Origin of the sequence: Dactylosporangium sp. NPDC050688, from assembly GCF_040654515.1 — a bacterium.
Taxonomy (GTDB): Bacteria; Actinomycetota; Actinomycetes; order Mycobacteriales; family Micromonosporaceae; genus Dactylosporangium.
The window spans coordinates 145,419-170,070 of sequence record NZ_JBFAIC010000005.1 but is presented as its reverse complement, the minus strand read 5'-3'; the positions used below and the strand labels follow the sequence as shown (position 1 = coordinate 170,070).

The window sequence follows — 24,652 nt, the reverse complement described above, 5'->3', positions numbered from 1 at the left end:
GTCAGGCCGCCGTTCTGGCCGCCGTTGTGCCGGTCGGGCCGTGGCGCTGCCAGTGCCGCAGCATCGGGGCGGCGTCCCAGCCGAGCTCGCGGGAGCGGTACTGCGCGTCCGCGCACCGCGCCGTCCAGCTGCGCGCCGCCGTGCTCCGCGGCTGGTCCCGGGGCAGCAGCTCGTCGCGCAGGTCCTGCAGGACGCGGATCGAGTGCTCGAACGCGGGCACCTCCCGGTCGCGGTCGCTGAGCGCGGCCATCCAGTCCACGTCGCGGCCGTCGCAGACGGTGCAGGCGCAGCCGAACAGCTCCGGGTCCCGGTGGCGGCGGTGCGCCCTGGCGATGGCGCCGATGCGGCGGTACGACAGCGCCGGGCGGAACACGGCCGACGGCGCCGCCGGGCGGAACCCGTGCGGGCCGGCGCCGGGGCGCGGCGGCGGGGTCCGGGGCGTGAGGTGGCGCAGGCCGGCCACGGTGCCGACGGCGGCGGCCACCGCGCCGTGGCACAGCGCGCCGAGCGCCGAGACGTCGCAGCGCAGCAGCAGCGTCGGCACGCCGCAGCCGAGCACCGCCAGGAGCCCTTCGACGACGCCGGGGAGGGCGAACGGGTCGCGGACGGCCTCCAGTACCAGCGCCACAGGCACCCCGGCGGCGCTGATGTGGCCGGTCAGGACGGTGCGGTGCAGCCGGTCCTGCAGCCAGGCCGGGTGCAGCGGCAGGACGGCGATCGTGCCGGGCAGCACGGCGGTGCGGCGCAGGATCCCGGCGAGGCCCGGCTCGTCGCCGCTGTCGACGTACCCGGAGTCGGTGAGCACCGGCAGCCCCAGCTCCCGCTGCCGGCGCAGCCAACGCGGGTTGAACGGCGCGCTCGCCGGCAGCCGCGCCTGCCCCGCGTAGCGGGCCGCGTCCAGCAGCAGCGGCGCCTCGAACCGGCGCTGGCGCAGCAGGTACGCGGCGGTGGCGAGCAGGCCCGCCTCGTCGCGCTGGTGCGGCGAGACGACCAGGCCCGCGCCGGGCCGCTCGGCGACCGGCGCGCAGCGCAGCGCCTGGTTGGCCGAGCAGTGCACCAGCAGGGTGCCGTCGGTGATCATGGCATTCGTCGATCCCGTCACTATTGGTACATCGAGGGTAACCAATAGTGCGGGATTCACGAACATTCACGTTCGTACGTGTGTGCCATCTGGAGAGCCGGCCGCCGCGGCGACGGCGGCCGGCTCTTCCGTCAGTGCAGGGCCGGGTAGCCGCCCAGCGGGGTGCTCTGCGCCTCGGCGCGGACCGCGGCGGCCGCGGCGGTCACCGAGCCGGCCGTCGCGACCCGGTCGACGATCGCGGCGACGACCTTCGGCGTGGCGAACGACGTGCCGCTCCACGCCGCCCAGCCGCTGCTGAACAGCGCGTGGTTGATGTACGTACTGACGACGTCGGCGCCGGGCGCGGCGACGGTGACCCACGGGCCGGTGTTGCTCCACTCGCAGACCGCGGTGCCGTCGTGCGCCGCGACGGCGAGGACCTGCCCGGCCCAGCCCGCGGTGCCCGCCGAGAACGCGGCCGGCCAGAACGGCCGGTCGGCGATGCCGTTGTTGCCGGCGGCGGCGACCACGACCCGCCCGCCGCCGGCCGTGCCGTCGGTGAGGAACGCCTGCAGCGCGGCGGACAGCGCCACGGGCGGCAGGTCACCGACGGAGTAGCCGCCGAGGGACAGGTTGAGCACGTCGGTGTCGGTGAGCCCGGTGATCGCGGCGGCGAGGTCGGCCTCGGTGCACACGCCGAAGCTGTTGAGGACCTTCACGATGCGCACCTGCGCGCCGGCGGTGTCCTGCGCGACGATCCCGGCGATGAAGTTCGCGTGGCCGACGTCGGAGTCGAGCATGCCGTCGGCGTCGTCGTCCAGCACCGTCTCGTGGTTCTCCGGCGTCGCGGTGTAGCAACCGGCCGGCAGCGGGCTGTCCAGCCAGATGCCGGTGTCCATGACGACCACGCGCACGGGGGCGGTGGTGTCCGTCGACGGGACCAGCTTCGCCGGCGGGGCGTCGACCGCGACCGGCGGGCCGAACGGGCCGCCGTGCTCGTGCGGGGTGGACATGAAGACGTGGTTGGCGCCGACGACCGACCCCTTCGGCAGCTCGCCGCGCAGCCGGCGCACGGCGGCGGAGACGTCCAGCCCGGACGTGCGCAGCCGGCGCAGCCCGGCCGACGGTTCGTCCTCGGTGATCTCGCTGGTGCGGTGGCCGAGGCCGGTCAGGGTGCGGTGCGCGAGCGCGGTGCCGGAGTCCTGGACCAGGATCTCGTCGGCGACGAACCGCACCGTGCGGCCGGCCTGCGTCTCCGTGCGCAGCCACGGCAGGGCGGCCAGGCGCTCGTCGCGGGCGTGCAGCCACCGTTCCAGACGTTCCCGTGCAGCGGACATGCTTGCTCCTCAGGCGATCACAACTTCGCGGTCAACTGGCGAATCGGTTCGTGCGCGCACCTATCAACAGACGGACCGCTGACATGAGTCGCCGCCGGCCGCCCGTGATACACCGGTACGCGGATCCTCGCGCGCCCCCCGCACCGTGGTACACATCGGGGGTGTCCTCCACCGCCGACGAGCTGGCCCAGCGGCTGTTGCCGGTCGTGATGGCCGACCCCGGCAAGGCCAGGGCCCTCGCGGACGCGGCGCTGCGCGACGCCCGGCGCGGCGGCGACCACGCCGCGCAGGCGGTGGCGCTGCGCACGCTGGGCCTGGCCGCCCGCGCCCGGCACGACGCGGCGGACGCCGCCCGGCACCTGCGCGCGTCGATCGCGGTCGCCCGCCGGCACCGGCTGACGCAGTACGAGGCGGAGGCCCGGATGAGCCACGCCCTCATCCTCGACGACCTCGGCCGTCCCACGGCGGCATTGCGCGAGATCGACCGGGCCATGGCGGACCTGCAGGGGCAGCGCCGGGCCCGGGCCACGATGCAGCGGGCCCTGATCCTGCGCCGGCTCGGCTTCGACCGGGAGGCGATGGAGCTGTACCGGGGGGCGCTGCGCGCGTTCCGCCAGTCCGGCGACGCGGTGTGGGAGGCCCGGACGCTGACCAACCGCGGGGTGCTGCACGGGTTCCGCGGCAACCTGCGCCTCGCCGAGGCCGACCTGCGGGCCGCGCAGGCGCTCTACAACCGGCTCGGCATGGCGACCGCCGCCGCGCAGGTCGAGCACAACCTGGGCTTCGTCGCCGCGCAGGCCGGTGACGTGCCGACCGCCCTGGCCCGCTACGACCGGGCCCACGACCGGCTGTGGAACACCGGCGTCGACGCGGTCAGCCTGCTCGACCGCGCGGACCTGCTGCTGTCGGTACGCCTGCTGCCGGAGGCCGACACCGCGATCCGCGCCGCCATCGCCGCCTGCACCGACGGGCACCTGGACTCGGTCCTCGGCCAGGCGCACCTGATGCTGGCCCGGCTCGCGCTCGCCGCGGGCGCCTCCCGGGCCGAGGAGTCCAAGGCCGCGGCCGCCGCCGCCCGCAAGGTGTTCACCCGCCAGAAGCGCGGCGTGTGGATCGCGCGGGCCAGGGTCGCCGAGCTTGCCGCCGTCGTCGCCGCGGGCCGCGCGCACCGCGGCACGCTGCGGGACCTGACCACCGCCGGGCGGGCCCTGGTCGCGGCCGGCTGGCCGCACCCCGGCTGGGAGGCGCTGCTGGACGCCGCGCAGCTCGCCGTCGACCTCGGCGCCCGGGACACCGCCGCGGAGCTGCTCACCGAGGCCGCCGCCGCGGCGAAGCTCGGGCCGGCGCCGCTGCGGGTGCGGTGGTCGCACGTGCGCGCCCGGCTCGCCCTCGCCCGCGGGGCCACCGCCGAGGCGGCCCGGGCCGCGACCGCCGGGCTGCGCATCGCCGACGAGTACCGCGCCAGCCTCGGCGCGACCGAGCTGCGGGTGCGCGGCAGCGTCGAGGCGGCGGCCCTCGCGGGGCTGCGGCTGCGGCTCGCCCTCGACCACGGCGGCCCCCGCGAGGCCCTCACCTGGGCGCAGCGCTGCCGGTCCGCGGCGCTGTCGCTGCCGCCCACCCACCCGTCCAGCGACCCGGTGGTGGCCCGGCACCTCAGCGAGCTGCGCCGCATCACCGGCGAGCTGGCCGCCGCGCCGGCCGGCCCGCAGCGCGCCGGGCGGCTGCTGCGCCGGCAGCGGTCCCTGGAGGCGGAGATCCGCCGCCGCTCGTGGCGCGTGCCGGGCTCCGGCCCCACCGCGCGGACGGACGTGCCGTTCGCCGACCTCGTCGCGGCGCTCGACGGGCGGGTCCTGCTGGAGCTGCTCGCCATCGACGGGGTCCTGCACGCGCTCGTGGTGTCCCCGCGGCCTGGTGCTGGTGTTTCTGCTTCTGGTGCTGCTTCTGGCGGGGCCCGGGTCGCGCCGCGCGTCACGCACCGGGTCGTCGGGCCGATCGCGCCGGTGGCGACCGAGCTGGAGCACCTGCGCATCGCGTTGCGCAGGCAGATCCTCGGCCAGGGCGGCGCCAGCGCCGGCCGGGTCGCCCGCGGCGTCGAGGCCCTGGACCGGCTGCTGCTCGACCCGGTCGCCGACCTCATCGGCGACACCGGCGCGATGGTGCTGGTGCCGACCGGGGCGCTGCACGCGATGCCGTGGGCGATGCTGCCCCGGCTGCGGGGGCGCTCGACGACCGTCGCCCCGTCCGCCGCGATCTGGTGGCGGGTCGCGACCCAGCCGCCGGCCGCCGGGCCCACCGTGCTCGTCGGCGCGCCGTCCGCGGCGCAGGCGGCCGACGAGGTCGAGCAGATCGCCGCCGACGAGCGCGCCGCCGGGCGGCCCGCGCCGGAGGTCCTCGCCGGTGAGCGGGCCCGGGTCGCGCCGGCGCTCGCCGCCCTCGACGGGGCCGCGATCGGGCACGTCGCCTCGCACGGCGAGTTTCGGGTGGACAACCCGCTGTTCTCGTTCCTCATGCTGGCCGACGGTCCGCTGACCGTCTACGACCTGTCGGTCCTGCGCCGGCCGCCGGCGCTGCTGGTGCTGTCCGGCTGCGACACCGGCCTGGCCGCCGTGCACCCGGGCGACGAGCTGATGGGCCTGGTCTCGGCGCTGCTGAACATGGGCACCGCGACCGTGGTGGCGAGCACCGGACCGGTCGACGACGGCGCGACGCGGCGGCTGATGCGCGACCTGTACGCCCACCTCGGCGCCGGGCACCGTCCGGCGGCGGCGCTGGCGATGGCCCAGGCGACCGCGCGGGCCCTCCCGCCGGCGCTGCGGGCGAGCACGGACAGCTTCGTGTGCTTCGGCGCGGGCTGACCGTTTACGAGTTTCTCTCTGGTTCGGCCGGCGGAATTGTCGGACCCCGGCTCTACGATGTGCCGCATGCGACGCCCGTGGACCCCGCTGAGCGCAGCCGTGCTGCTGCTGGCGCTGGGTGCGCTCGTCGCCTGGGGCGTCGGCGGCGCGCTCGGGCTGTCGTTCCGCCCGGCCGCGGTGCCGGCCGAGCGGGCGGCCGCCGCGCCGGTGACGCCCCTGGTCCCGCCGCCGCGCATCGGCGCGATCGTGCACGACCGGCCGGGCGACGCGCGGCTCGCCCTGGCCGCCGCGGCGGTCGCCGACGCGCTCGTCCAGCGCGGCCTGCCCCGCCCCGCGATCGGCGCCGCATCGGACGGTGAGGTGCTGCGCGTCGTCGTCGGCGGAGCGCCGCCTGGTCCGTCGCCGGAGGCCTACCGGCTGGTCGGTGACGCCTCAGGGATCACCGTCGAGGCCGCCGGGGTGAGCGGCGCGGTCGCCGGGCTGTATGCGGTCGCCGACCGGATCCGCTCCGGTGCGGCGGTGCTGCCCGCGCAGGGGCCGGCGGTGTTCGCGCCGCGGCTGGGGCTGCGGCTCACCGACGCCGGGTCCGTCGGCCGGGAGCCCGACCCGGCCGGGTTCGCCGCCGGCACCGACTATTCGCTCAACACCGACGTGGTCGGCGGGGCGCTGCTGCCGGCCGCGCCGTGGGTCGACCGGGCCGCCGCCGACCGGATCGCCGCGCAGTTCCGGCAGTTCGTCGAGCACTCCCTCGCCCAGGGCTACAACGGCGTGGTCGTCCCGGGCTTCCTGGAATACGTGACGTTCTCGGGTGTCGGCGACGGGCACGCCGTCTACCCGGCGGGCGACGCGCACATCGCCCGCGCCGAGGCGCTCGTCGCCGCGTTCGCCCCCGTCTTCCGCCACGCCGCCGACCTCGGCATGCGGGTCTACCTGCTCACCGACATGCTCGCCGTGTCGCCGCCGCTGGAGCGTTACCTGCAGCGGCAGTTCGGCGGGCACGCCGTCGAGGACCCGTGGTTCTGGCAGGTGTATCAGCTGGGCCTGGCCGAGCTGTTCACCTCGATGCCGTTCGTCGCCGGGCTCATGGTCCGCATCGGCGAGGGCGGCGAGGTCTACGCGCAGCCCGGCTGGGACTACGCCTCGAAGCTCGCGGTCACCAGCGCCGGCGCCGTGCGGGCCATGCTCCGGGCCCTGCTGCAGACCGCCGGCACCGCGGGCAAGGAGGTCATCTTCCGCACCTGGACCGTCGGCGTCGGCGCCGTCGGCGACCTGCACACCAACCCGGCGTCCTACGAGGAGGTCCTCGGCGGCATCGACGACCCGCACCTCATCGTGTCGACGAAGTACACGCTCGGCGACTTCTACAGCCACCTGCCGTTCAACGGCACGCTGGAGACCGGCACGCACCGGCGGATCGTGGAGTTCCAGGCACGGCGCGAGTTCGAGGGCTTCGGGGCGCTGCCCAACGACCTGACCGGGCTGCACCAGCAGGCGCTGCGCCGGTTCCTCGCGGCCAACCCGCACGTCGAGGGCGTCTGGACGTGGACGCAGGACGGCGGTCCGCTGCGCGCCGGGCCGATGTCGCTCTACCTGCACAACGGGTTCTGGCAGCTGTATGACCTCAATGCGTACACCCTCGGGCGGCTGGCGCGGGACCCGGACACGCCGGCGGAGCAGCTGACCGCCGACTGGGTGCGGCAGACGTTCTCGGCCGACCCGGCGACCGTGGCCGCGGTGTGCGAGATGCTGGCGCTGTCGCGGGAGGCGGTGACGAAGGGGCTCTACATCGGCGCGTACGCGGACCGGTCGGTGCGCGCCCTGGGCCTCGAGCCGCCACCCATGATGTGGATCTTCGAGTGGGACATCGTCACCGGCGACTCGGCGGCCCTCGCCAGCATCTACGCGGTGACCCGCGACGCCGGTGGCCCGGGTGCCGACCCGGTCGGTGCGGCCGTCGCCGAGGGGGAGCGGGCGGTGGAGCTGGCCGGGCGGATGCGGGCGCTGGTCGCGGACACCGATCCGGGCACCTGGCGCGACCCGGCGCTGCGGGCGAAGCTGGTCGACACGCTCACCTACGAGGCGGACCTGTTCACCACGCTCGGGGCGTACCGCGCCATGGTGCTGCGGCACGCGCAGTGGCTCGACACCGGCGACGGCTCCGCCCACGCCGCGTGGCGCGACGCTGAGCGCCGCTACCTTGCCGCCCGCGAGGCGCACGTGACGCGGTACGGCGGCGACGTGGACCTGCCCGCGTACAACTTCACCGCCGCCGACCTGGGCGCGGCCCGGGCCGACCGCGACCTGCCCATGGCCTGGCTGGCCAGGGCCCTGCTGGTCGCCGTGCTGGCGACCCTGGCCGCCGGCGCCCTGGTGGGCCGCCGCGGCCGGCGCTCCGGCCGTCCGGGTGGGGGAGGCAGTCTGGGTGGGGGAGGCAGTCTGGGTGGGGGAGGGCTGCGGGCGTTGTGGATCGGCGCGACGCGGCCGTGGCGGCTCGCCGACATCGTCCCCGCCGCGGTGCCGTCCTCGCTTCCTGTCGCGGCCCCCGCCGCGGTGCCTGCCGCGGCTTCCGGTGCGGGCGAGCCGGCGGGCGGCGGGGCGGGCCGGGTGGGTGTGCCGACGCGCGCCGACCGGGTCGTGGTGGTGGCCGTGCCCGCGCTGGCTCTGGTGGCGAGCCGTCTGGTGTTCACCTGGTTCGCGGCGTCCGCGCATCTGGTGGTGACGCTGGGCGCGTGGCTGCTGTTCGCGGTGACCGCCAGGCTGCTGCTCGGGCGGCGCGACCCGTTCCGCCTGTGGGCCGCGATCGGCGGGGTCGCACTGCTGCGGACCGTGCTGCTCCTCGCCGTCCTCGCGGTGCGCGGCCCGGGGCTCTACTGGCTGCGGTTCTGGACCGAGCCGGCGGCCAGGTCCGTCTACATCTGCGTGGCGTTCGCGGCGTTCGCCTGGCTGTTCGTGGCGACGGCCCTCGCCCTGCGCGACGGGCACCGGCTGCCCCGCCGCTGGGTCGCCGGCACCCTGCTGATCGCCGCCGGCGTGCCCCTCGCGCTGCTGGGCGGCCTGGTCGCCGCCATCGGCCTGGAGCGCGCCCTCACCGTCTGGAACGATCAGCTCGCCCTCCTGCCGTGGGGCCTGTCGCGGATCCTGGGCATCACCGTGTACCTCGGTATCCCGACCGGCCTGCCGGCCGCCGCCGCCGGATCCGGGCTGCTGCTCGCCGCCCTCGGCGGCGCCCTGTCGGCGAGCACCGCCCTCCACTTACGCCGCCGCCGTCCGGTGGGCACCCCCGCCGAGCCGTCCCCGGCCACCAGATAGGCGCGTGGCGAGCCGTCATGCCGTCGGCCCGCGCTTCGCGCGTCTCAGGCCACCCGGTGACCGCCCGGCCGCTGGGCTGTTTCCGGCGACCCGGTGGCGGATCGGTATGCCGTCGAGCCTTGCCCGGCCGCCTGGTGAACGCCCGCCGCGCCGCCGGGGTGTTCCGGCCGGTGAAAGGGCTCGGCCGGTCAGCTGGTGAGGGTGCGTAGCACCGTCGGGGCGTCGGGCATGGCGGCGAGCTCGGTGCGTACCGACGCCGCGGCGGCGCGGAACGTGGGCTCCTCCAGCAGGCGGGTGAGCCGGTCGGCGACCGAGGCGCCGGTGACCTCGGCCGGGTGCAGGGCCAGGCCGGCGCCGGAGAGCTCGATGGCTTCCGCGTTCATGAACTGGTCGCCGCCCTGAGGGAGGACCAGGTGCGGCAGGCCGTGCGTGAGCGTGCCGAGCATGACCCCGGCGCCGCCCTGGGAGACGACGGCGGTGCAGCGGGGCAGCAGCAGGGTGTGCGGCAGGTACGGGGCCAGCAGCACGTGCGCCGGCTGCCGGCCGAAGCCGGTGGGGTCGACGGCCGGGCCGACGGTGGCGACCACGTTCACCGGCAGCGCCGACAGCGCCGCGATCGCGGTGTGCAGCACGTTGCGGTTGTCGTGGAAGACGGTGCCGAGGGTGACGTGCACCGTCCGCTCGTACGGCAGCGCGTCCAGCTCCCTCGGCAGCCGCTCGCCGGGGGCCGGGGTGCCGGCGACGGGGCGCAGCGGCACCGCGTCCCGCCAGATCCGCTCATGCTCCGCCGACCCCGCCGACCCCGGTGAAGTACGCGAGCCAGTCCGCGCCGGGGCCGCCGCCGGCCTCGCGGTGCGTCGGGCCGGCGGTCCACGTGGTGACACCGCGGCCCCGCAGGTGGGCGACCACGTCGGCGCCCGTCGCGACGACGACGTCGTGCCCGGCGTCGCGGGCCGCGTCGATCAGCGGCAGCATCGGGTTGACGTGCCCGAACATCGGGCACGCGGTGAAGAGGACCCGCATACCCCGGTCCACGCACCCGGCGCCGCCCCGGTTCAGCGGGCACCGCCTCCAAGAATTCCGCGGAGGGCCGTCGAAATCATGGCGGGCCGTTCGACGCGTCAGTGAGCGCACGAACCGCGGCGCTCCCGACGTCACCGAAAGGGCCCGATCATGATTGACACCGCCACTCCCGGCCGGATCACCAGCACCGTCGCGCCCGCGCGAGGCTCCCGCGTGGCGCTGCTGGCCGGGGCCGGGGCCCTCGCCGCACCACTGTTCACCGTGGCGGCCGTCGTGCAGGCGGCGGTCCGCGACGGGTACGACATCACCCGCCACCCGGTCAGCATGCTCGCGCTCGGCGAGCCCGGCTGGGTGCAGTCCACGAGCTTCGTGGTGACCGGGCTGCTCAGCATCGCCGGCGCCGCAGGGGCCCGCCGGCTGCTGCGCGGCGGCCGGGGGCGCACCTGGGGGCCGGCGCTGTTCCTGCTGATCGGGGTGGGGCTGCTGGTCGCGGCAGTGTTCGAGATGGACGCGAGCGACGGGTTCCCGCTCGGTACCCCCGACGCCCCGCTGACCACGATGAGCGGGCACATGATCCTGCACAACGCCGGCGGCAGCCTGTCGTTCTTCTCGATGATCGCGCTGTGCTTCGTCCTCGCGTCCCGGTTCCGCGCCGAAGGGCGGCAGCGCTGGGCCGTGACCGGCCGGGTCGCCGGGGTGCTGTTCGCGCTCGGTCTCGGCTGGGCCATGACGGGCGGCGAGGCGGGCGCGCTCACCCTGTTCCTCGGTGTGGCCGTCGCCTGGAACTGGATCGCCGCCGCGATCGCGGGCCTGCCGCGGCGCTAGCTTCGGTGCAGCGCGGCGCGGTCGGCGGCGGCGCGGCCGGAGTCCCAGCCCTCGTCGCTGTCGACGCGGGTGCCGCGGCCGCGGACCGTACGCGGGAAGATCCGGTGCATCGTCTCCCGGACCTGCGCGTCCCGGGCGGCGAGCACCGGCAGCAGGTCGGGCGCCGCGCCCGGTGCCCCGCCCGGCGGGGGCTGGGCGGCGTCGGTGACGGCGGCCTCGCTCGCCTGGGCGAGCCGCTCGCCGATGCGGACCGCGAACCCGACCAGGAACGACTGCCGGAACGTCTTCAACCGGGCCCGGCCGGCCTTGCCGCCGGCCTGCCCGCCGGACGGCTCGGCCGCGGACATGGCCCGGTTCGCCTGTACCAGCAGCGACGTGTGCAGCAGGTCGACGGCGTCGATGTCGCTGTCGAACCCGAACACGGTCGCGAACCCGAGCTCCGGCGACCACACCGCATAGCAGCGGTTCGCGCCGGCGACGGCGTCGAGGAGGGCGGCCTTCTCGTTCTCGTACGGGTGGTCGACGCCGATGCGCCGGGCGAACGGCACGACGGCCGCCGAGCCGCCCCGGGCGACGAGCAGCGCCTCGTCGATGCTGTGCCGGGCGATCAGCTCCTGCGCCTTCGCGGTGTACGTCTCCGCCTCGGCCGGGTACGTGGTCGACTCCGCCTTCGCCAGCAGCGCCCGCACCCGGTCGAGCAGCCGGTCGTCGACCCGCGCGGTCCCGGCGGTACCAGAGACGGCGGTACCGAGGACACCGGCAGCGGGCGAGCCCGGCGGCGGGACGAGCACCTCGATCGGCGGCAGGGTCCGCAGGATGCCGAGCAGCACCAGCACCGTGTCGAGCACCTCGACCCGGTCGACCCGCCACCGGGCGGCGAGCCCGTCGACGTAACCGCCGTCGGCCGCCCACCAGACGGCGGCGCCGAGCGCGTCGGCCTGGGCCCGCCAGCGCGGGTCGACCGCCGCCGGCGGGAAGCCCCGCAGGTGCGCCGCGACCGCGTCGGTGACCAGCTGGGTGTGTGGCACGGCGCCGCGCCGCGCGACGACCCGGTGCAGCTCGCCGGGTTGCCAGCCGCGCTCGAACAGCCTCGCGCAGGCCGCCTGCACCGCGGCGAACAGCGCCGGGTCGACGTCGGCGGCGGGCGTGACGGTCAGCGTGTCGAGGCCGCGTTCATAGCCGACGCTGCCGTCGAGCACCGCCCTGATCTGTTCCGCCGCCGTCCGCACCGGGCAAGGCTACCCGTGCGCCGCGTGACGATCTGTGACCGCGCCGGGTGCCGCGACGCACATCCTCCACTGTGGATTTTCGGTGATAGGCTCCCGTCGCTGTTTCGCCAGGGACTCCAGTCAAGAAGGTGTTATGACTTCACGCGTCGTAGTCATCGGATCCGGCATCGGTGGTCTCACCGCGGCGATCGCGTTGCGGGCCGAGGGGCACGAGGTCGAGGTGTACGACCAGGCGGCCACGTTCGGAGCGATCGGCTCCGGGGTGTCGCTCGGGGCGAACGGCACCCGGCTGATGGACCGGCTCGGGCTCGGCCCGGCGCTGCGCGAGGTCGGCTCCGACCTGCAGCGCATCCAGTTCCACGAGTGGCGCACCGGTGAGCTGTTCTACGAGCACCCGATGGGCGACTGGTACACGGACCGCTTCGGTGCGCCGTTCCTCGGCCTGCACCGCGCCGACCTGCAGCAGGTGCTCCTGGACGCGTTCCGCGCCGGCGGCGGCGAGGTCCAGCTCGGCCGGCGCTGCGTCACGGTCGACGAGACGCCCGACGGGGTCGACGTCACGTTCGCCGACGGCAGCACCACCCACGCCGACCTCGTGATCGGCGCCGACGGGGTCCGCTCGACGGTCCGCCGGCACGTCGCCGGGCCCGACGAGCCCGTGTTCGCCGGCATGAGCTGCTTCCGCGGGCTCGTCCCGGTCGACCGGGTCCCGGGCGGCGACCGGATGGGCCTGACGTTCTTCCTCGGCCCCGTCAGTCACCTCGTGGTCTATCCGGTACGCCGCGGCGAGCTGATCAACTTCGTGGCGTACACGCGCGACGAGGCGTGGACCGACGAGTCGTGGTCGGCGAAGGGCGACGCGAGCCAGGCGGTCGCCGCGTTCGAGGGCTTCAACGACACGGTGCTGGCGATGCTCGGCGCGGTCGAGGACACCGGCCGCTGGGCGCTGTTCGACCGGGAGCCGCTGCGGCAGTGGAGCACCGGCCGGGTCACGCTGCTCGGCGACGCGGCGCACCCGATGCTGCCGCACGCCGGGCAGGGCAGCAACCAGGCCGTCGAGGACGTGGCGGTGCTCGCGCACTTCCTGGGGCAGCCGGACCTGACGGTCGCCCAGGCCCTCGCGGCGTACGAGGCGGTCCGCAAACCGCGGGCCCGGCAGCTGCAGCTCGGCTCGCGGGGCAACGCGAAGTGCTTCCAGGTGCCCGACGGGCCGGAGGCGCAGGCCCGCAACGAGCGCCTGGCCAACCTGCCCGACATGGTCAGCTGGATCCACTCCTACGACGTGCACGCGGAGCTTCGGGCGGCCGCGCCGGCGTAACTGGTGCGGTCCCGGCGCCGCGCCAGCGGCGCCGGGACCGGACGTTCAGCGCAGCGTGATCTCCGGGTACAGCGGGAACCCGGCGAGCAGCTCCGACGCCTGCCCGGACACCTTCGCCGCAACCGACGCGTCGAGGGTGTACTTCGCCTTGGAGTCCGCGGCGGGGCGGGTGGTGGTCAGCACGGTGGCGATGAGCTCCGCGATGGTGTCCATCTCGTTGACGCCGAGACCGCGGCTGGTCAGCGCCGGGGTGCCGATGCGCACGCCGGAGGTGTACCAGGCACCGTTGGGGTCGTGGGGGATCGCGTTGCGGTTGGTCACGATGCCGGCGTCCAGCAGCGCCGCCTCCGCCTGCCGGCCGGTGAGCCCGGTCGGCGCCCCGTTGAGCTGGGACGCGTCGATGAGCACCAGGTGGTTCTCGGTGCCGCCGGTGACGAGGTGCACGCCGCGGCGCAGCAGCCCGTCGGCGAGGGCGGCGGCGTTGTCCACGACCCGCTGGGCGTAGTCGCGGAACGGCGCGGTGCGCGCCTCGGCGAGCGCGACCGCCTTGGCGGCCATGACGTGCGGCAGCGGGCCGCCGAGCACCATCGGGCAGCCCCGGTCGACCTGGTCGGCGAGCTCCGGCTGGCACAGGACCATGCCGCCGCGCGGGCCGCGCAGCGTCTTGTGGGTCGTGGTGGTCACGATGTGCGCGTGCGGCACCGGGTCGAAGTCGCCGGTGAAGACCTTGCCGGCGACGAGCCCGGCGAAGTGCGCCATGTCGACCATGAGGGTGGCACCGACCTCGTCGGCGATCTCGCGCAGCGTCGCGAAGTTCACCTTCCGCGGGTACGCCGAGTAGCCGCCGACGATGATCATCGGGCGGAACTCGCGGGCGGTCTCGCGCAGCGCGTCGTAGTCCAGCAGGCCCGTCTGCGGGTTGGTGCCGTAGCTGCGCTGGTGGAACATCTTGCCGGAGATGTTCGGCCGGAAGCCGTGGGTCAGGTGCCCGCCCGCGTCCAGGGACATGCCGAGCATCCGCTGGTCGCCGAAGTCGTGCCGGAGCTTCGCCCAGTCACTCTCGGTGAGGTCGTTGACCTGCCGGACGCCGGCCTCCCGCAGGAACGGGGCCTCGACCCGCTGCGCCAGCACGGCCCAGAACGCCACCAGGTTGGCATCGATCCCAGAATGTGGTTGAACATAGGCGTGTGACGCGCCGAACAATTCCCGGGCGTGCTCCGCGGCAATGGACTCGACGGTGTCGACCTGCTGGCACCCGGCGTAGAAGCGCCGCCCGACAGTGCCTTCGGCGTACTTGTCGCTGAGCCAGTTGCCCATCGCCAGCAATGTGGCGGGGGAGGCGTAGTTCTCGCTGGCGATGAGCTTCAGCGACTCGCGCTGGGCGGTCAGTTCACCTGCGATGGCGTCCGCGATCCGCGGCTCGACGGCCCGAACCACGTCGAGGGCGGCATTGACCGCGATCGATTCGGAACTTTGCGCGCTCATGACGGGACCTCTCGACTGGGTAACGGCGAACCACGGTAACAGGCTAGAATCCGGTAGAATCAACGGCTCAGGACGAGAGGCGCTGCAACGGATCATCGACGATCCGCCACGCTCGACCTGGTTTCATCATTCGCAAGGGCGCCTTCCGTCTCACCCACGGAAGGTGGATCCATGGCGAGGACAACGGCGATCGGTGACCTGCGCGCGCTGCTCGACGAGCGGGTCGTCGTGCTCGACGGGGCGTGGGGCACCATGCTCCAGGCGGCCGGGCTCACCCCCGCCGACTACCGCGCCGATCTGATCGCCGCCGACCATACCCAGGATGTCACCGGAAACCCGGATCTGCTCAACATCACCCGGCCCGACGTGATCCTCGACGTCCACCGGCAGTACCTGGCGGCCGGCGCCGACATCACCACCACCAACACGTTCACCGCCACCAGCATCGCCCAGGCCGACTACGGCCTGGAGCGCCTGGTGCGCGACATGAACGTGCAGGGCGCGCGGCTGGCCCGGCAGGCCGCCGACGAGGCCGCCACCCCCGAGCGCCCCCGCTTCGTCGCCGGATCCGTCGGCCCGCTCAACGTCACCCTGTCGCTGTCGCCACGGGTCGACGACCCGTCGTACCGCGCGGTGACGTTCGACACCGTCCGCGCCGCGTACGCCGAGCAGATCAGCGCGCTCGCCGAGGGCGGCGTCGACCTGCTGCTCATCGAGACGATCTTCGACACGCTCAACGTGAAGGCCGCCATCGCCGCGGCCCGCGAGGTCGCCCCGCAACTGCCGCTGTGGATCTCGGTCACCATCGTCGACCTGAGCGGCCGGACGCTGTCCGGGCAGACCGTCGAGGCGTTCTGGCGCTCCGTCGAGCACGCCCACCCGCTCATCGTCGGCGTCAACTGCTCCCTCGGCGCGGCCGAGATGCGCCCGCACGTCGCCGACCTGGCCCGCCTCGCCGGCACGTACGTCGCGGCCCACCCCAACGCGGGCCTGCCCAACGCCTTCGGCGGCTACGACCAGACCCCCGCCGAGACCGGCAGCCTGCTGGCCGGGTTCGTGTCCGACCGCCTGGTCAACGTCGTCGGCGGCTGCTGCGGCACCACGCCCGCGCACATCGGCCGGATCGCCGAGTCGGTCCGGGGCATGGCGCCCCGGCAGGTCCCCACGCCGCCCCCGGCGACCCGGTTCAGCGGCCTCGAGCCGTTCGAGATCGGCCCCGACACCGGCTTCGTCATGATCGGCGAGCGGACCAACGTCACCGGCTCCAAGCGCTTCCGCCGGCTCATCGAGTCCGACGACCACCAGGGCGCGGTCGACGTCGCCCTCGAGCAGGTCCGCGGCGGCGCCAACCTCCTCGACGTCAACATGGACGCCGACCTGCTCGACAGCGAGCAGGCGATGACCACATTCCTCAACCTCATCGCCACCGAGCCCGAGGTCGCCCGCATCCCGATCATGATCGACAGCTCCCGCTGGAGCGTGCTCGAGGCCGGCCTCAAGTGCGTGCAGGGCAAGGGCGTCGTCAACTCGATCAGCCTCAAGGAGGGCGAGGAGCCGTTTCTGGAGCAGGCCAGGATCATCCGCTCCTACGGCGCCGGCGTCGTGGTGATGGCCTTCGACGAGATCGGCCAGGCCGACAGCGCCGAGCGCAAGGTCGAGATCTGCGGCCGGGCCTACGACCTGCTCGTGCACCGCGCCGGCTTCGCCCCCGAGGACATCATCTTCGACCCCAACGTCCTGGCCGTCGCCACCGGCATCGCCGAGCACAACGGCTACGCCAAGGCGTTCATCGACGCGCTGCCGCTGATCAAGCAGCGCTGCCCCGGTGCCCGTACCAGCGGCGGCATCTCGAACCTGTCGTTCTCCTTCCGCGGCAACGACGTGGTGCGCGAGGCCATGCACTCCGCGTTCCTGCTGCACGCCGTCCGGGCCGGTCTCGACATGGGCATCGTGAACGCCGGTCAGCTCGCCGTGTACGCCGACATCCCCGCCGACCTGCTCGAGCTCGTCGAGGACGTCCTGTTCGACCGGCGCGAGGACGCCACCGACCGGCTCGTCACGTTCGCCGGCACGGTCAGCGGCTCCGGCACCCAGCGGGTCGTGGACCTGTCGTGGCGCGAGGCGCCGGTCAACGAGCGGCTGTCCCACGCGCTCGTGCACGGCATCGTCGACTTCATCGAGGAGGACACCGAGGAGGCGCGCCAGCAGGCGGCCCGTCCCCTGGAGGTCATCGAGGGCCCGCTCATGGACGGCATGAAGGTCGTCGGCGACCTCTTCGGGTCCGGCAAGATGTTCCTGCCGCAGGTCGTCAAGAGCGCCCGCGTGATGAAGCGCTCCGTCGCGTACCTCGAGCCGTTCATGGAGGCGGAGAAGGAGGCCGCGCGCGAGGCCGCCCGCAACGAGGGCCGCGCCGAGACCGCCCGCACCCCCACCCGCAGCGGCCAGGGCAAGGTCGTCATGGCCACCGTCAAGGGCGACGTCCACGACATCGGCAAGAACATCGTCGGCGTCGTGCTCGGCTGCAACAACTACGAGGTCATCGACCTCGGCGTCATGGTTCCCGCCGCGAAGATCCTCGACACCGCGGTCGCCGAGGGCGCCGACGCGATCGGCCTGTCCGGGCTCATCACCCCGTCGCTGGACGAGATGGTCGCGGTCGCCACCGAGATGCAGCGCCGCGGCCTGAAGCTGCCGCTGCTCATCGGCGGCGCCACCACGTCGCGGCAGCACACGGCGGTGCGGGTGGCACCGGCGTACGACGGCAACACCGTCCACGTGCAGGACGCCTCCCGCGTCGTCGGGGTGGTCGCCGGCCTGCTGGACTCCGCGCGGGTCGAGCAGCTCACCGCCGACAACCGCGAGGAGCAGGAGCGCCTGCGCCGCCAGCACGCCGAGCGCCGGCACACCGCGATGCTCACCCTCGAGCAGGCCCGCGCCAACGCCTCCGACGTGTCCTTCGCCGAGCTCCCCACGCCGGACTTCACCGGTGTACGGATCGTCGAGCCTCCCCTGCAGGCGCTCCGCGAGATGATCGACTGGCAGTTCTTCTTCCTCGCCTGGGAGCTGAAGGGCAAGTACCCGGCCATCCTGGACCAGCCGGTCGCCGCCGAGCTGTTCGCCGAGGGCAACACCCTGCTCGACGAGATCATCGCCAACGGCTCCCTCACCGCCCGCGGCGCCTACGGCTTCTGGCCCGCCGCCGCCGTTGGCGACGACATCGTCCTGGACGTGCCGGGGGGCGGGTCACGGGTCACGTTCCCGATGCTGCGCCAGCAGACCGAGAAGCCCGACGGCCGGTCCAACCGCTGCCTCGCCGACTACATCGCCCCCGCCGGTGACGCCGCCGCCTTCCCCGACCACCTCGGCGGTTTCGCGGTCGCCATCCACGGCGCCGAGGAGCTCGCCGCCCGGTACGAGGCCGACAACGACGACTACCGCGCCATCCTCGTCAAGGCCCTGGCCGACCGGCTCGCCGAGGCGTTCGCCGAGTACATCCACCTCGAGGCCCGCCGCGCCTGGTTCGAGCCCGGCGCCACCCCGGCCCTGGAGGACCTGCACGCGGAGCGCTTCCGCGGCATCCGGCCCGCCCTCGGCTACCCGGCCAGCCCCGACCACTCCCTGAAGCAGGCCCTCTTCGACCTCCTCGAGGCCGACAAGCTGGGCCTGGCCCTCACCGAGTCCTTCGCGATGACCCCGGCCGCCGCGGTCAGCGGCCTCATCTTCGCCCACCCCGACTCGCGCTACTTCACGGTCGGCCGCATCGGCCGCGACCAGGTCGAGGACTACGCGACCCGGCGCGGCCTGCCGGTCGCCGAGATCGAGCGCTGGCTGCGCCCCAACCTCGCCTACGACCCGTCCTGACGTTGCCCGTGGCCCGGCGATCAGGTGCCGGGCCACGCCCGGCCGGCACGGTGGCGTCCGGTTGTCGCCGTCGCGCCGACCGGATGCACCGTGGTTGATCGAAGTCGCGTCCTGGCCGCCCTGGATGGCCACGGCGCGACTTCGATCAACCGGGCAAGATCACCAGTGCGCCGGCTGCTGGGTTTCACTGCCCGGGTGGCCGCCGTCGCGCCGGCTGGACCGCCAGCCGGACCGCCGTGATGATCCAAGTCGCGTCCCGGTCGTCCGGACGACCACCACCCGACTTCGATCAACCAGGCGAGATCACAAGTGGGCCGGTCGCGACCGCGACGGGGATCGGCCCGTGGCGGGGCGCTGGCACGATGAGGGCGTGACGCTGACGATCGACATCACGGGCATGCCGGCGCAGCGGTGCGGGTCCGCCCCGTCACCCCTCGCCGAGCCGGCGCGCCACCCGGCGGCGCGGGCGTGGGCGGCCGCCACGGCGGCGCTCGGCGTCGACCTGCTCGCGGCGCTGCGGTGACGTCCTTGACAGCGGGACAGTGGAGGGCATCAATTAACAGGAAACTTTACAATGAGTTTCGCTGGAGGACGCCGTGCACCGTCCCGCCCTGCTCGCCGCCGCCCTCGCCCTCGCCACCGCCGGCGTCGGGGTCGCCTGGACCGTCGCGGCCACGCCGGCCGCCGCCGCCGTGGTGAACCTGCAGGACGTGGTGCCCGCGCCCGCGTCCGTCCAGCCCGCGGGCGGGGTCACGTTCACCCTGGGGTCCGGGACCGGCATCCAGACCGAGTCGCTCGACGCCGGCAACGCCCTGGCCGCCCTGCTGCGCCCGGCGACCGGCTACCCGCTGCCGGTGACCACGGGCAGCGGCACGCCTTCCAGCGGCATCGCGCTGCTGCTGTCCGGCGCCGACGCCAGCGTCGGGGCCGAGGGCTACCAGCTCGACGTCACCGCCTCGCTGCTCACCATCCGCGCGCAGACCCCGGCCGGGCTCTACCACGGCGTGCAGACCCTCCGGCAGCTGCTGCCCCCGACGATCGAGGCGAGGACCGTGCAGAGCGGCCCCTGGACCGTCGCCGGTGGACGCATCGTCGACCGGCCCCGGTACGCGTACCGCGGCGCCATGCTTGACGTGTCCCGCCACTTCTTCAGCGTGGACACCGTCAAGCGGTACATCGACGAGATCGCCCAGTACAAGCTCAACGTGCTGCACCTGCACCTCAGCGACGACCAGGGCTGGCGCATCGTGGTCGACGCGTGGCCCCGCCTGACCAGCGTCGGCGGCAGCACCCAGGTCGGCGGCGGCGCCGGCGGGTACTACACCAAGGCCCAGTACACCGACCTCGTCGCGTACGCCGCCGCCCGCCACATCACGATCGTCCCCGAGATCGACATGCCGGGGCACACCAACGCGGCGCTCGCCTCGTACGCCGAGCTCAACTGCAACGGGGTCGCGCCCGCGCTGTACACCGGCACCGACGTCGGCTTCAGCTCGCTGTGCGTGAACAAGGAGGTCACGTACACCTTCGTGCAGCAGGTCCTCAACGAGCTGGCCGCTCTGACCCCCGGCGCCTACCTGCACGTCGGCGGCGACGAGGCGCACTCGACCAGCGACGCGGACTACCGCACCTTCATGAACCGCGTGCAGCCGTACGTCGGTGCCACCGGCAGGACCGTCATGGGCTGGCACCAGATCGGCCAGGCCGACCACACCGCGGGCCGGGTCGCGCAGTACTGGGGCACCACCACCTCCGACGCCGACCTCAGCTCCGCCGTCGCCAAGGGCGACAGGATCCTGCTGTCCCCGGCGAACAAGACGTACCTCGACATGAAGTACACCAACGCCACCCCGCTCGGGCTCACCTGGGCCGGCCTGATCGAGGTGCAGACCGCGTACAACTGGGACCCGGGCACCTACCTGCCGGGCGTACCGGCCGCCTCGATCCTCGGCGTCGAAGCTCCCCTGTGGAGCGAGACCATCCGCACCCTCGCCGACATCGAGTTCATGGCGTTCCCGCGCATGCCCGCCCTGGCGGAGCTGGCGTGGTCGCCGCAGTCCGCGCGAAACTGGGACACGTTCAAGGTCCGGCTGGGGGCGCAGGGGCCGCGCTGGACGGTGCAGGGAATCAACTACTACCGGTCGCCGCAGGTGCCGTGGGGGACGCTGCCGTCGCCTTCTGCCTCTGTGTCGCCGTCGCGCTCCGTCTCGCCGTCTGCTTCCCCGTCTGCCTCGCCGTCGCGTTCGGTCTCGCCGTCTGCCTCGCCGTCCTCCTCGGCGCCTGCCGGGGTGCTCGTCAACGGTGGGTTCGAGAGCGGGTCGCTCGCCCCGTGGACCGGCAGCCGCTGCTCGGTCGTGTCGTCGCCGGTCCGCTCCGGCACGAAGGCCCTGGCCGGCGCGGTCACCGCCGCCGACACCGCGCAGTGCCAGCAGACCGTCGCCGTCCAGCCGAACCGCACGTACCGGCTCACCGGGTACGTCCAGGGCAGCTACGTCTACATCGGCGCCACCGGTACCGGCGTCACCGCCAGCACCTGGACGCCCGGCACCGGCAACGCGTATGCCCCGCTCACCGTCACGTTCACCACGGGCGCCTCCACCACCTCCGTGACGGTCTACGTGCACGGCTGGTACGGCCAGCCCTCCTACTACGCCGACGACTTCACCCTCACGTTGGTGTAGCCAGGCTCAGTGTGTGGCGACGGCCCGGCCGGGGTAACCAGACCGATATGCGCACCAACGAGACATCACCGGTCCTGGGTATCCCGCCGGCCTCCCTCACCGACGAGGAACTGCTGCGCGAGCTGTCCAGCCTGCACGGCACCCGCCACGCCACGTTCCGCCACGGCTCCGAGGACGCCCTGACGAACCACTCCAGGCGCACCGACGAGCTGGAACGCGAGTACCTGCGCCGCTTCCCCGACCGCGAGGTCGACCCCGCCCGGGTCCGCTGACGCACCCGCCACCTCGCTCCCCGTCCCCCCGAGGTGCGGGGAGCGGGGTGGATCGGGTAGAGTACACAGACGTCACGGGCGATTGGCGCAGCGGGAGCGCGCTTCGTTCACACCGAAGAGGTCACTGGTTCGATCCCAGTATCGCCCACGTGCCTGAACGCCCCCTGCTCACGCAGGGGGCGTTCGCCGTTTGGCACGTGGATTCCTCGCGCAGGCTTCGCCTGCTCCCCAGCGGGGGGTTCCCACCCCGCGCCCCCCATGCTCCGCTGCGCTGCGCATGCGAGTCGCCCAGCCTGCTGATGCGCAATGGCTCGCTGGTCCGTGGTCGGCCCCGGGTACGTCATTCGACTTGCCTGCCCGCCTGGCTGATCGCCTGAGCGGTGGCATTCGGCCAGGAGGCGAAGGCCGCACGACCTGGAGCCCCGGCGTGTTGATCACTGCAACGCCTCGATACGGTCCGGCCCGGTGCCCCCGCTCCCTGTCACACCGGACGACAGTAGACCGGCGGCGTTACACGGTGGTGAGGACCTCCTCGACCAGGTCGCGCGGGATGCCGTGGGTGTCGTGCAGGTAGAGGAAGTCGTCCTCCGTCAATGGCCCCCGCAGCAGCAGCCGCTCGATCAGCGGGCGGCCGCGGCGCAGCAGGGACGCGAAGCGGCGCTCCTCGTACACCAGGACGTCGTGCACGTACAGGGGGTCGATGCGCAGGCCGTGGTGGTCCACAGTGGACGCGATCGGGTCCGCGGGAAGGTCCTGCAGGGTGCGGGACGGGTCGTCGCGCCAGAGGGTGGTCAGGACGCGGCGGACGAGGCGGCGCAGGACGTAGCCGCGGCCGGTGTTCGACGGGTGGACGCCGTCGCCGATGACGACGACGGACGCGCGGAGGTGGTCGTACACCAGCCGCGACGGTGACCAGAGCGACGACACGGTGCGTGTCCACGGCTCGAACAGGTCGATGTCGAACACGCTGGAGCGGCCCTGCAGGACCATCGCCATGCGCTCCAGGCCCATGCCGGTGTCAACGGAGGGCTGGTCGAGGTCGGTGAGGGAGCCGTCGGCGTGGCGCCGGTGGCGCATCATGACGTGGTTCCAGACCTCGACCCAGTTGTTGTCGGTGGAAGGTGTACCGGTGGGAGGGCCGTCGCCGGTCCAGATGAAGATCTCCGAGTCGGGGCCGCAGGGGCCGGTGGGGCCGTTGGACCACCAGTTGTCCTCGCCGAGGGTCTCGACGGGCACGCCGAGGTGCTGCCAGGTGTCCAGGGAGTCCGGGTCGCCGTGGTACACGGTGGCGTGCAGCGACCCGGGGTCGACGCCGAACCCGTCGCGCAGCAGCTCGAAGCCCCAGCGCAGGCTCTGCCCGCCGGGATAGTCGCCGAGCGACCAGGAGCCGAGCATCTGGAACATGGTCAGATGCGTGTCGTCGCCGACCTCGTCGAGGTCCGTGGTGCGCAGGCAGCGCTGTGAGCCGGTGAGGCGGCGGCCCAGCGGGTGCGGCCGGCCCTCGAGGTACGGCGTGAGCGGGTGCATGCCCGCGCTGGTGAACAGGACCGGGTCGCCCGGCGGCGGGACGAGGGTGGCGTCGCCGACGAGCTGGTGGCCGCGCTCGCGGTAGAAGTCGAGGAACGTGCCGACGATCTGGCGGGTGGTGAGGGTGGTCGTCTCCATCGCGGGGTCCTTCTCGGGATGGACCGGGTCGACGGATCCCGCCGCGCACACAGCACAGCCGGCGAACCGTCTCCGGTCGCCGGCTGAACTGGGAAGAAGATCAGGCAGCAGCGTCCGGCGAGCGGTGAGCTCGCGCGGCCGCGGCGAAGTCGTGCCTGATACGCATACGGCGAGTGTACCGGCTCAGAACCGCGACGAGTACTCCACGGTGAACCCGCTGTTCACGGGGGCGCCGGCGTTGGTGAAGCAGTTGATCCGGGCGCCGAGCGCGCCGACGCCCGGGGTCCACGGCTGGTGCAGGCCGCAGAAGTCCGGCGTGGTGCCGAACGCGGTGACCTGGACGTTGCCGGGCGGGGAGCCGATCGCGGCGAACGACACCGTCCAGACGGGCGGCCCGCCGGCGAGGACTCCGGCGGGGCCGCCGGAGTTGAAGTTCGTCAGCGCCGGTCCGAGCGGCGGGGCGTTCCAGAGGTAGCCGAACTTGTACGGCGGGGCGGCGCCACCGTACAGCGCGCGCTGGTACTGCCAGGTGAGCGTGAACCTGGTGTTCGCCAGGGCGCCGGCGGGGTTGAAACAGAAGACCCGGAAGAACTGGCCGTTGGCGGAGGACTGCCAGCTGGCGACCTTGCACCTGGCGCCGGCGCCGGGGTTGACGGCGGTGACCTGGACGCCACCGGCCTGCGGGCCGGCGGTGCCGAGCGCGGGCAGCGCAACGGAGTAGAGGCCCGCGCCGACGTTGGTGACGGTGTTGGCGGCACCGGTCGTGTTGTACTGCGTGATCGTGCCGCCGGCGGGGGCGGCGTCGACGTACCCGAAGCGCTGGGCGGCGAACACGCCCGAGCTGCGGGCGAACTGCACGGAGAAGCCGGGCTGCGGGTCGAGGATGCCGCCGGGGCGGTAGCAGCTGACCCGGACGATCTCGTCGGGGCCGGCGACGCCCCACGAGTCGGCCTGGCACCAGCGGCCGGGCGGGTTGGTGACGGCGTCGTGGACGGCGGTCACGTGCACGACGCCGCCGGGGACGCCGATGCCGGGGAACCTGACCGTCCACCGGCCGGGCACGCCTGGACTGACGGTGGTCGCGGCGGGCCACTGCTGCGACACCACCCCGCCCGACCACAGCGCGAAACCGAACGTGTCGGGCAGCAGCGCGGCGGCCGGCCGGGCGGCGGCGAGGGTGCCGGTGAGCACCGTGGCGAGCGTGACGGCGACTAGCCCTGCCAGTCGTCTGAGCCTCATACGGATGCCTCCATCCTTGGAAGGGGGAGGCAGCGTATCGACAAGCGTGGATGTTGATGGGTCGGATCAAGGACTCGCGGCCGGGCGCCGCACAAAGCGTCGTTTGGGGCGAAAGCGAGCGCTGCCGCTCAGCGGGCGCGCTGCTGCGGGCGGCGCTGCAGCTGCGGCGGCAGCAGCGACCCGCCCTGCTGCTGGCGCTCGCGGGCCTTCGAGGCCAGGCGGGTCAGGTAGAACAGGGCCGCGCCGAGGACGCCGACGTCGTCGAGGTAGATCGGGTCGGGCAGCAGGTCGACCGGGGAGATCGTGTAGATGATCGCGCCCCAGAACGCGAACTTGCCGCCGGCGCCCATCGCCTGCAGGTACTTGCCGGTCTTCCACACGCGGGTGGCCAGGACGATCGCGACCACCAGCACCGCGACCAGCAGCAGGCCGCCGATCACGATGAGCGCGTAGAACACGGTGTCGTCCATGGCGCCGAGTCTACGGGCGATAC

At 73.9% G+C, this 24,652-nt stretch carries 17 protein-coding genes, 1 tRNA gene and 1 riboswitch; of the genes, 9 read left to right on the top strand and 9 right to left on the bottom strand.

What is annotated here, in order from left to right; translation table 11 throughout:
- Position 1: 1 nt before the first annotated feature.
- Both AB0H83_RS07655 and AB0H83_RS07650 read right to left on the bottom strand, forming a co-directional pair.
- Complete coding sequence (locus AB0H83_RS07655; RefSeq protein WP_360088500.1) at positions 2-1,102, bottom strand: hypothetical protein; 1,101 nt, start codon at positions 1,100-1,102, stop codon at positions 2-4.
- A gap of 110 nt (positions 1,103-1,212) precedes the next feature.
- Complete coding sequence (locus AB0H83_RS07650; RefSeq protein WP_360088497.1) at positions 1,213-2,397, bottom strand: S8/S53 family peptidase; 1,185 nt, start codon at positions 2,395-2,397, stop codon at positions 1,213-1,215.
- A 161-nt stretch (positions 2,398-2,558) separates the two neighbouring features.
- On the opposite strand from AB0H83_RS07650, the gene AB0H83_RS07645 reads away from it, so the two are divergent.
- Positions 2,559-5,252 (top strand): CHAT domain-containing tetratricopeptide repeat protein, encoded by a 2,694-nt coding sequence (locus tag AB0H83_RS07645; protein WP_360088494.1) that lies wholly within the window; start codon positions 2,559-2,561, stop codon positions 5,250-5,252.
- Between the two features lie 66 nt (positions 5,253-5,318).
- A complete protein-coding gene (locus AB0H83_RS07640) occupies positions 5,319-8,561 on the top strand; it encodes a hypothetical protein (RefSeq protein ID WP_360088491.1) in 3,243 nt (1,080 codons plus the stop codon).
- A 188-nt stretch (positions 8,562-8,749) separates the two neighbouring features.
- Here the strand turns inward: AB0H83_RS07640 and AB0H83_RS07635 are convergent, their stop codons facing one another.
- Together AB0H83_RS07635 and AB0H83_RS07630 are read right to left on the bottom strand one after the other, a co-directional pair.
- Positions 8,750-9,319 carry a nucleotide disphospho-sugar-binding domain-containing protein gene (locus AB0H83_RS07635; RefSeq protein WP_360088488.1) on the bottom strand — a complete coding sequence of 190 codons (570 nt, stop codon included), beginning with the start codon at positions 9,317-9,319 and terminating at the stop codon, positions 8,750-8,752.
- 19 nt (positions 9,320-9,338) lie between these two features.
- The gene (locus AB0H83_RS07630) at positions 9,339-9,584 is read right to left on the bottom strand and encodes a hypothetical protein (protein ID WP_360088485.1); all 246 of its coding nucleotides are present in this window, start codon (positions 9,582-9,584) and stop codon (positions 9,339-9,341) included.
- Between the two features lie 150 nt (positions 9,585-9,734).
- On the opposite strand from AB0H83_RS07630, the gene AB0H83_RS07625 reads away from it, so the two are divergent.
- Positions 9,735-10,409, top strand: a complete 675-nt coding sequence (locus AB0H83_RS07625; RefSeq protein ID WP_360088482.1) for a DUF998 domain-containing protein — start codon at positions 9,735-9,737, stop codon at positions 10,407-10,409.
- On the opposite strand, the gene AB0H83_RS07620 is transcribed toward AB0H83_RS07625, so the two are convergent.
- The gene (locus AB0H83_RS07620; protein ID WP_360088479.1) at positions 10,406-11,638 is read right to left on the bottom strand and encodes a DUF2786 domain-containing protein; all 1,233 of its coding nucleotides are present in this window, start codon (positions 11,636-11,638) and stop codon (positions 10,406-10,408) included. The two genes, AB0H83_RS07625 and AB0H83_RS07620, sit on opposite strands and share 4 nt — an antisense overlap.
- A 133-nt stretch (positions 11,639-11,771) precedes the next feature.
- Between AB0H83_RS07620 and AB0H83_RS07615 the strand changes: the two genes are divergently transcribed.
- Positions 11,772-12,956, top strand: coding sequence for an FAD-dependent monooxygenase (locus AB0H83_RS07615; RefSeq protein WP_360088476.1), 1,185 nt, complete (start codon positions 11,772-11,774; stop codon positions 12,954-12,956).
- Between the two features lie 45 nt (positions 12,957-13,001).
- Here AB0H83_RS07615 and AB0H83_RS07610 read toward each other — a convergent pair whose 3' ends face one another.
- The gene (locus AB0H83_RS07610) at positions 13,002-14,441 is read right to left on the bottom strand and encodes a glycine hydroxymethyltransferase (protein ID WP_360088473.1); all 1,440 of its coding nucleotides are present in this window, start codon (positions 14,439-14,441) and stop codon (positions 13,002-13,004) included.
- Positions 14,442-14,509: 68 nt separating this feature from the next.
- Positions 14,510-14,592: riboswitch (S-adenosyl-L-homocysteine riboswitch) on the top strand.
- Positions 14,593-14,612: 20 nt separating this feature from the next.
- Between AB0H83_RS07610 and metH the strand changes: the two genes are divergently transcribed.
- From metH to AB0H83_RS07585, 5 genes are all read left to right on the top strand, one after another.
- Positions 14,613-18,302, top strand: coding sequence for a methionine synthase (gene metH / locus AB0H83_RS07605; protein ID WP_360088470.1), 3,690 nt, complete (start codon positions 14,613-14,615; stop codon positions 18,300-18,302).
- Positions 18,303-18,672: 370 nt separating this feature from the next.
- Positions 18,673-18,825 (top strand): DUF5937 family protein, encoded by a 153-nt coding sequence (locus AB0H83_RS07600; RefSeq protein WP_360088467.1) that lies wholly within the window; start codon positions 18,673-18,675, stop codon positions 18,823-18,825.
- A 73-nt stretch (positions 18,826-18,898) separates the two neighbouring features.
- The gene (locus tag AB0H83_RS07595) at positions 18,899-20,983 is read left to right on the top strand and encodes a family 20 glycosylhydrolase (RefSeq protein WP_360088464.1); all 2,085 of its coding nucleotides are present in this window, start codon (positions 18,899-18,901) and stop codon (positions 20,981-20,983) included.
- Positions 20,984-21,030: 47 nt separating this feature from the next.
- Positions 21,031-21,255 carry a DUF6158 family protein gene (locus AB0H83_RS07590; protein WP_360088461.1) on the top strand — a complete coding sequence of 75 codons (225 nt, stop codon included), beginning with the start codon at positions 21,031-21,033 and terminating at the stop codon, positions 21,253-21,255.
- A gap of 76 nt (positions 21,256-21,331) precedes the next feature.
- Positions 21,332-21,403: transfer RNA gene (locus tag AB0H83_RS07585), tRNA-Val, on the top strand.
- A gap of 362 nt (positions 21,404-21,765) precedes the next feature.
- On the opposite strand, the gene AB0H83_RS07580 is transcribed toward AB0H83_RS07585, so the two are convergent.
- The 3 genes from AB0H83_RS07580 to AB0H83_RS07570 all read right to left on the bottom strand — a co-directional run bounded on the left by AB0H83_RS07580 (position 21,766) and on the right by AB0H83_RS07570 (position 24,629).
- On the bottom strand, positions 21,766-22,920 hold the full coding sequence (locus AB0H83_RS07580; RefSeq protein ID WP_360088458.1) for an alanine--tRNA ligase-related protein: 1,155 nt from the start codon (positions 22,918-22,920) through the stop codon (positions 21,766-21,768).
- Positions 22,921-23,103: 183 nt separating this feature from the next.
- Positions 23,104-24,159, bottom strand: a complete 1,056-nt coding sequence (locus AB0H83_RS07575) for a hypothetical protein (protein WP_360088455.1) — start codon at positions 24,157-24,159, stop codon at positions 23,104-23,106.
- Between the two features lie 128 nt (positions 24,160-24,287).
- Entirely contained in the window at positions 24,288-24,629 is a 342-nt protein-coding gene (locus tag AB0H83_RS07570; protein ID WP_360088452.1) for a YkvA family protein, read from the bottom strand.
- Positions 24,630-24,652 lie beyond the last annotated feature (23 nt).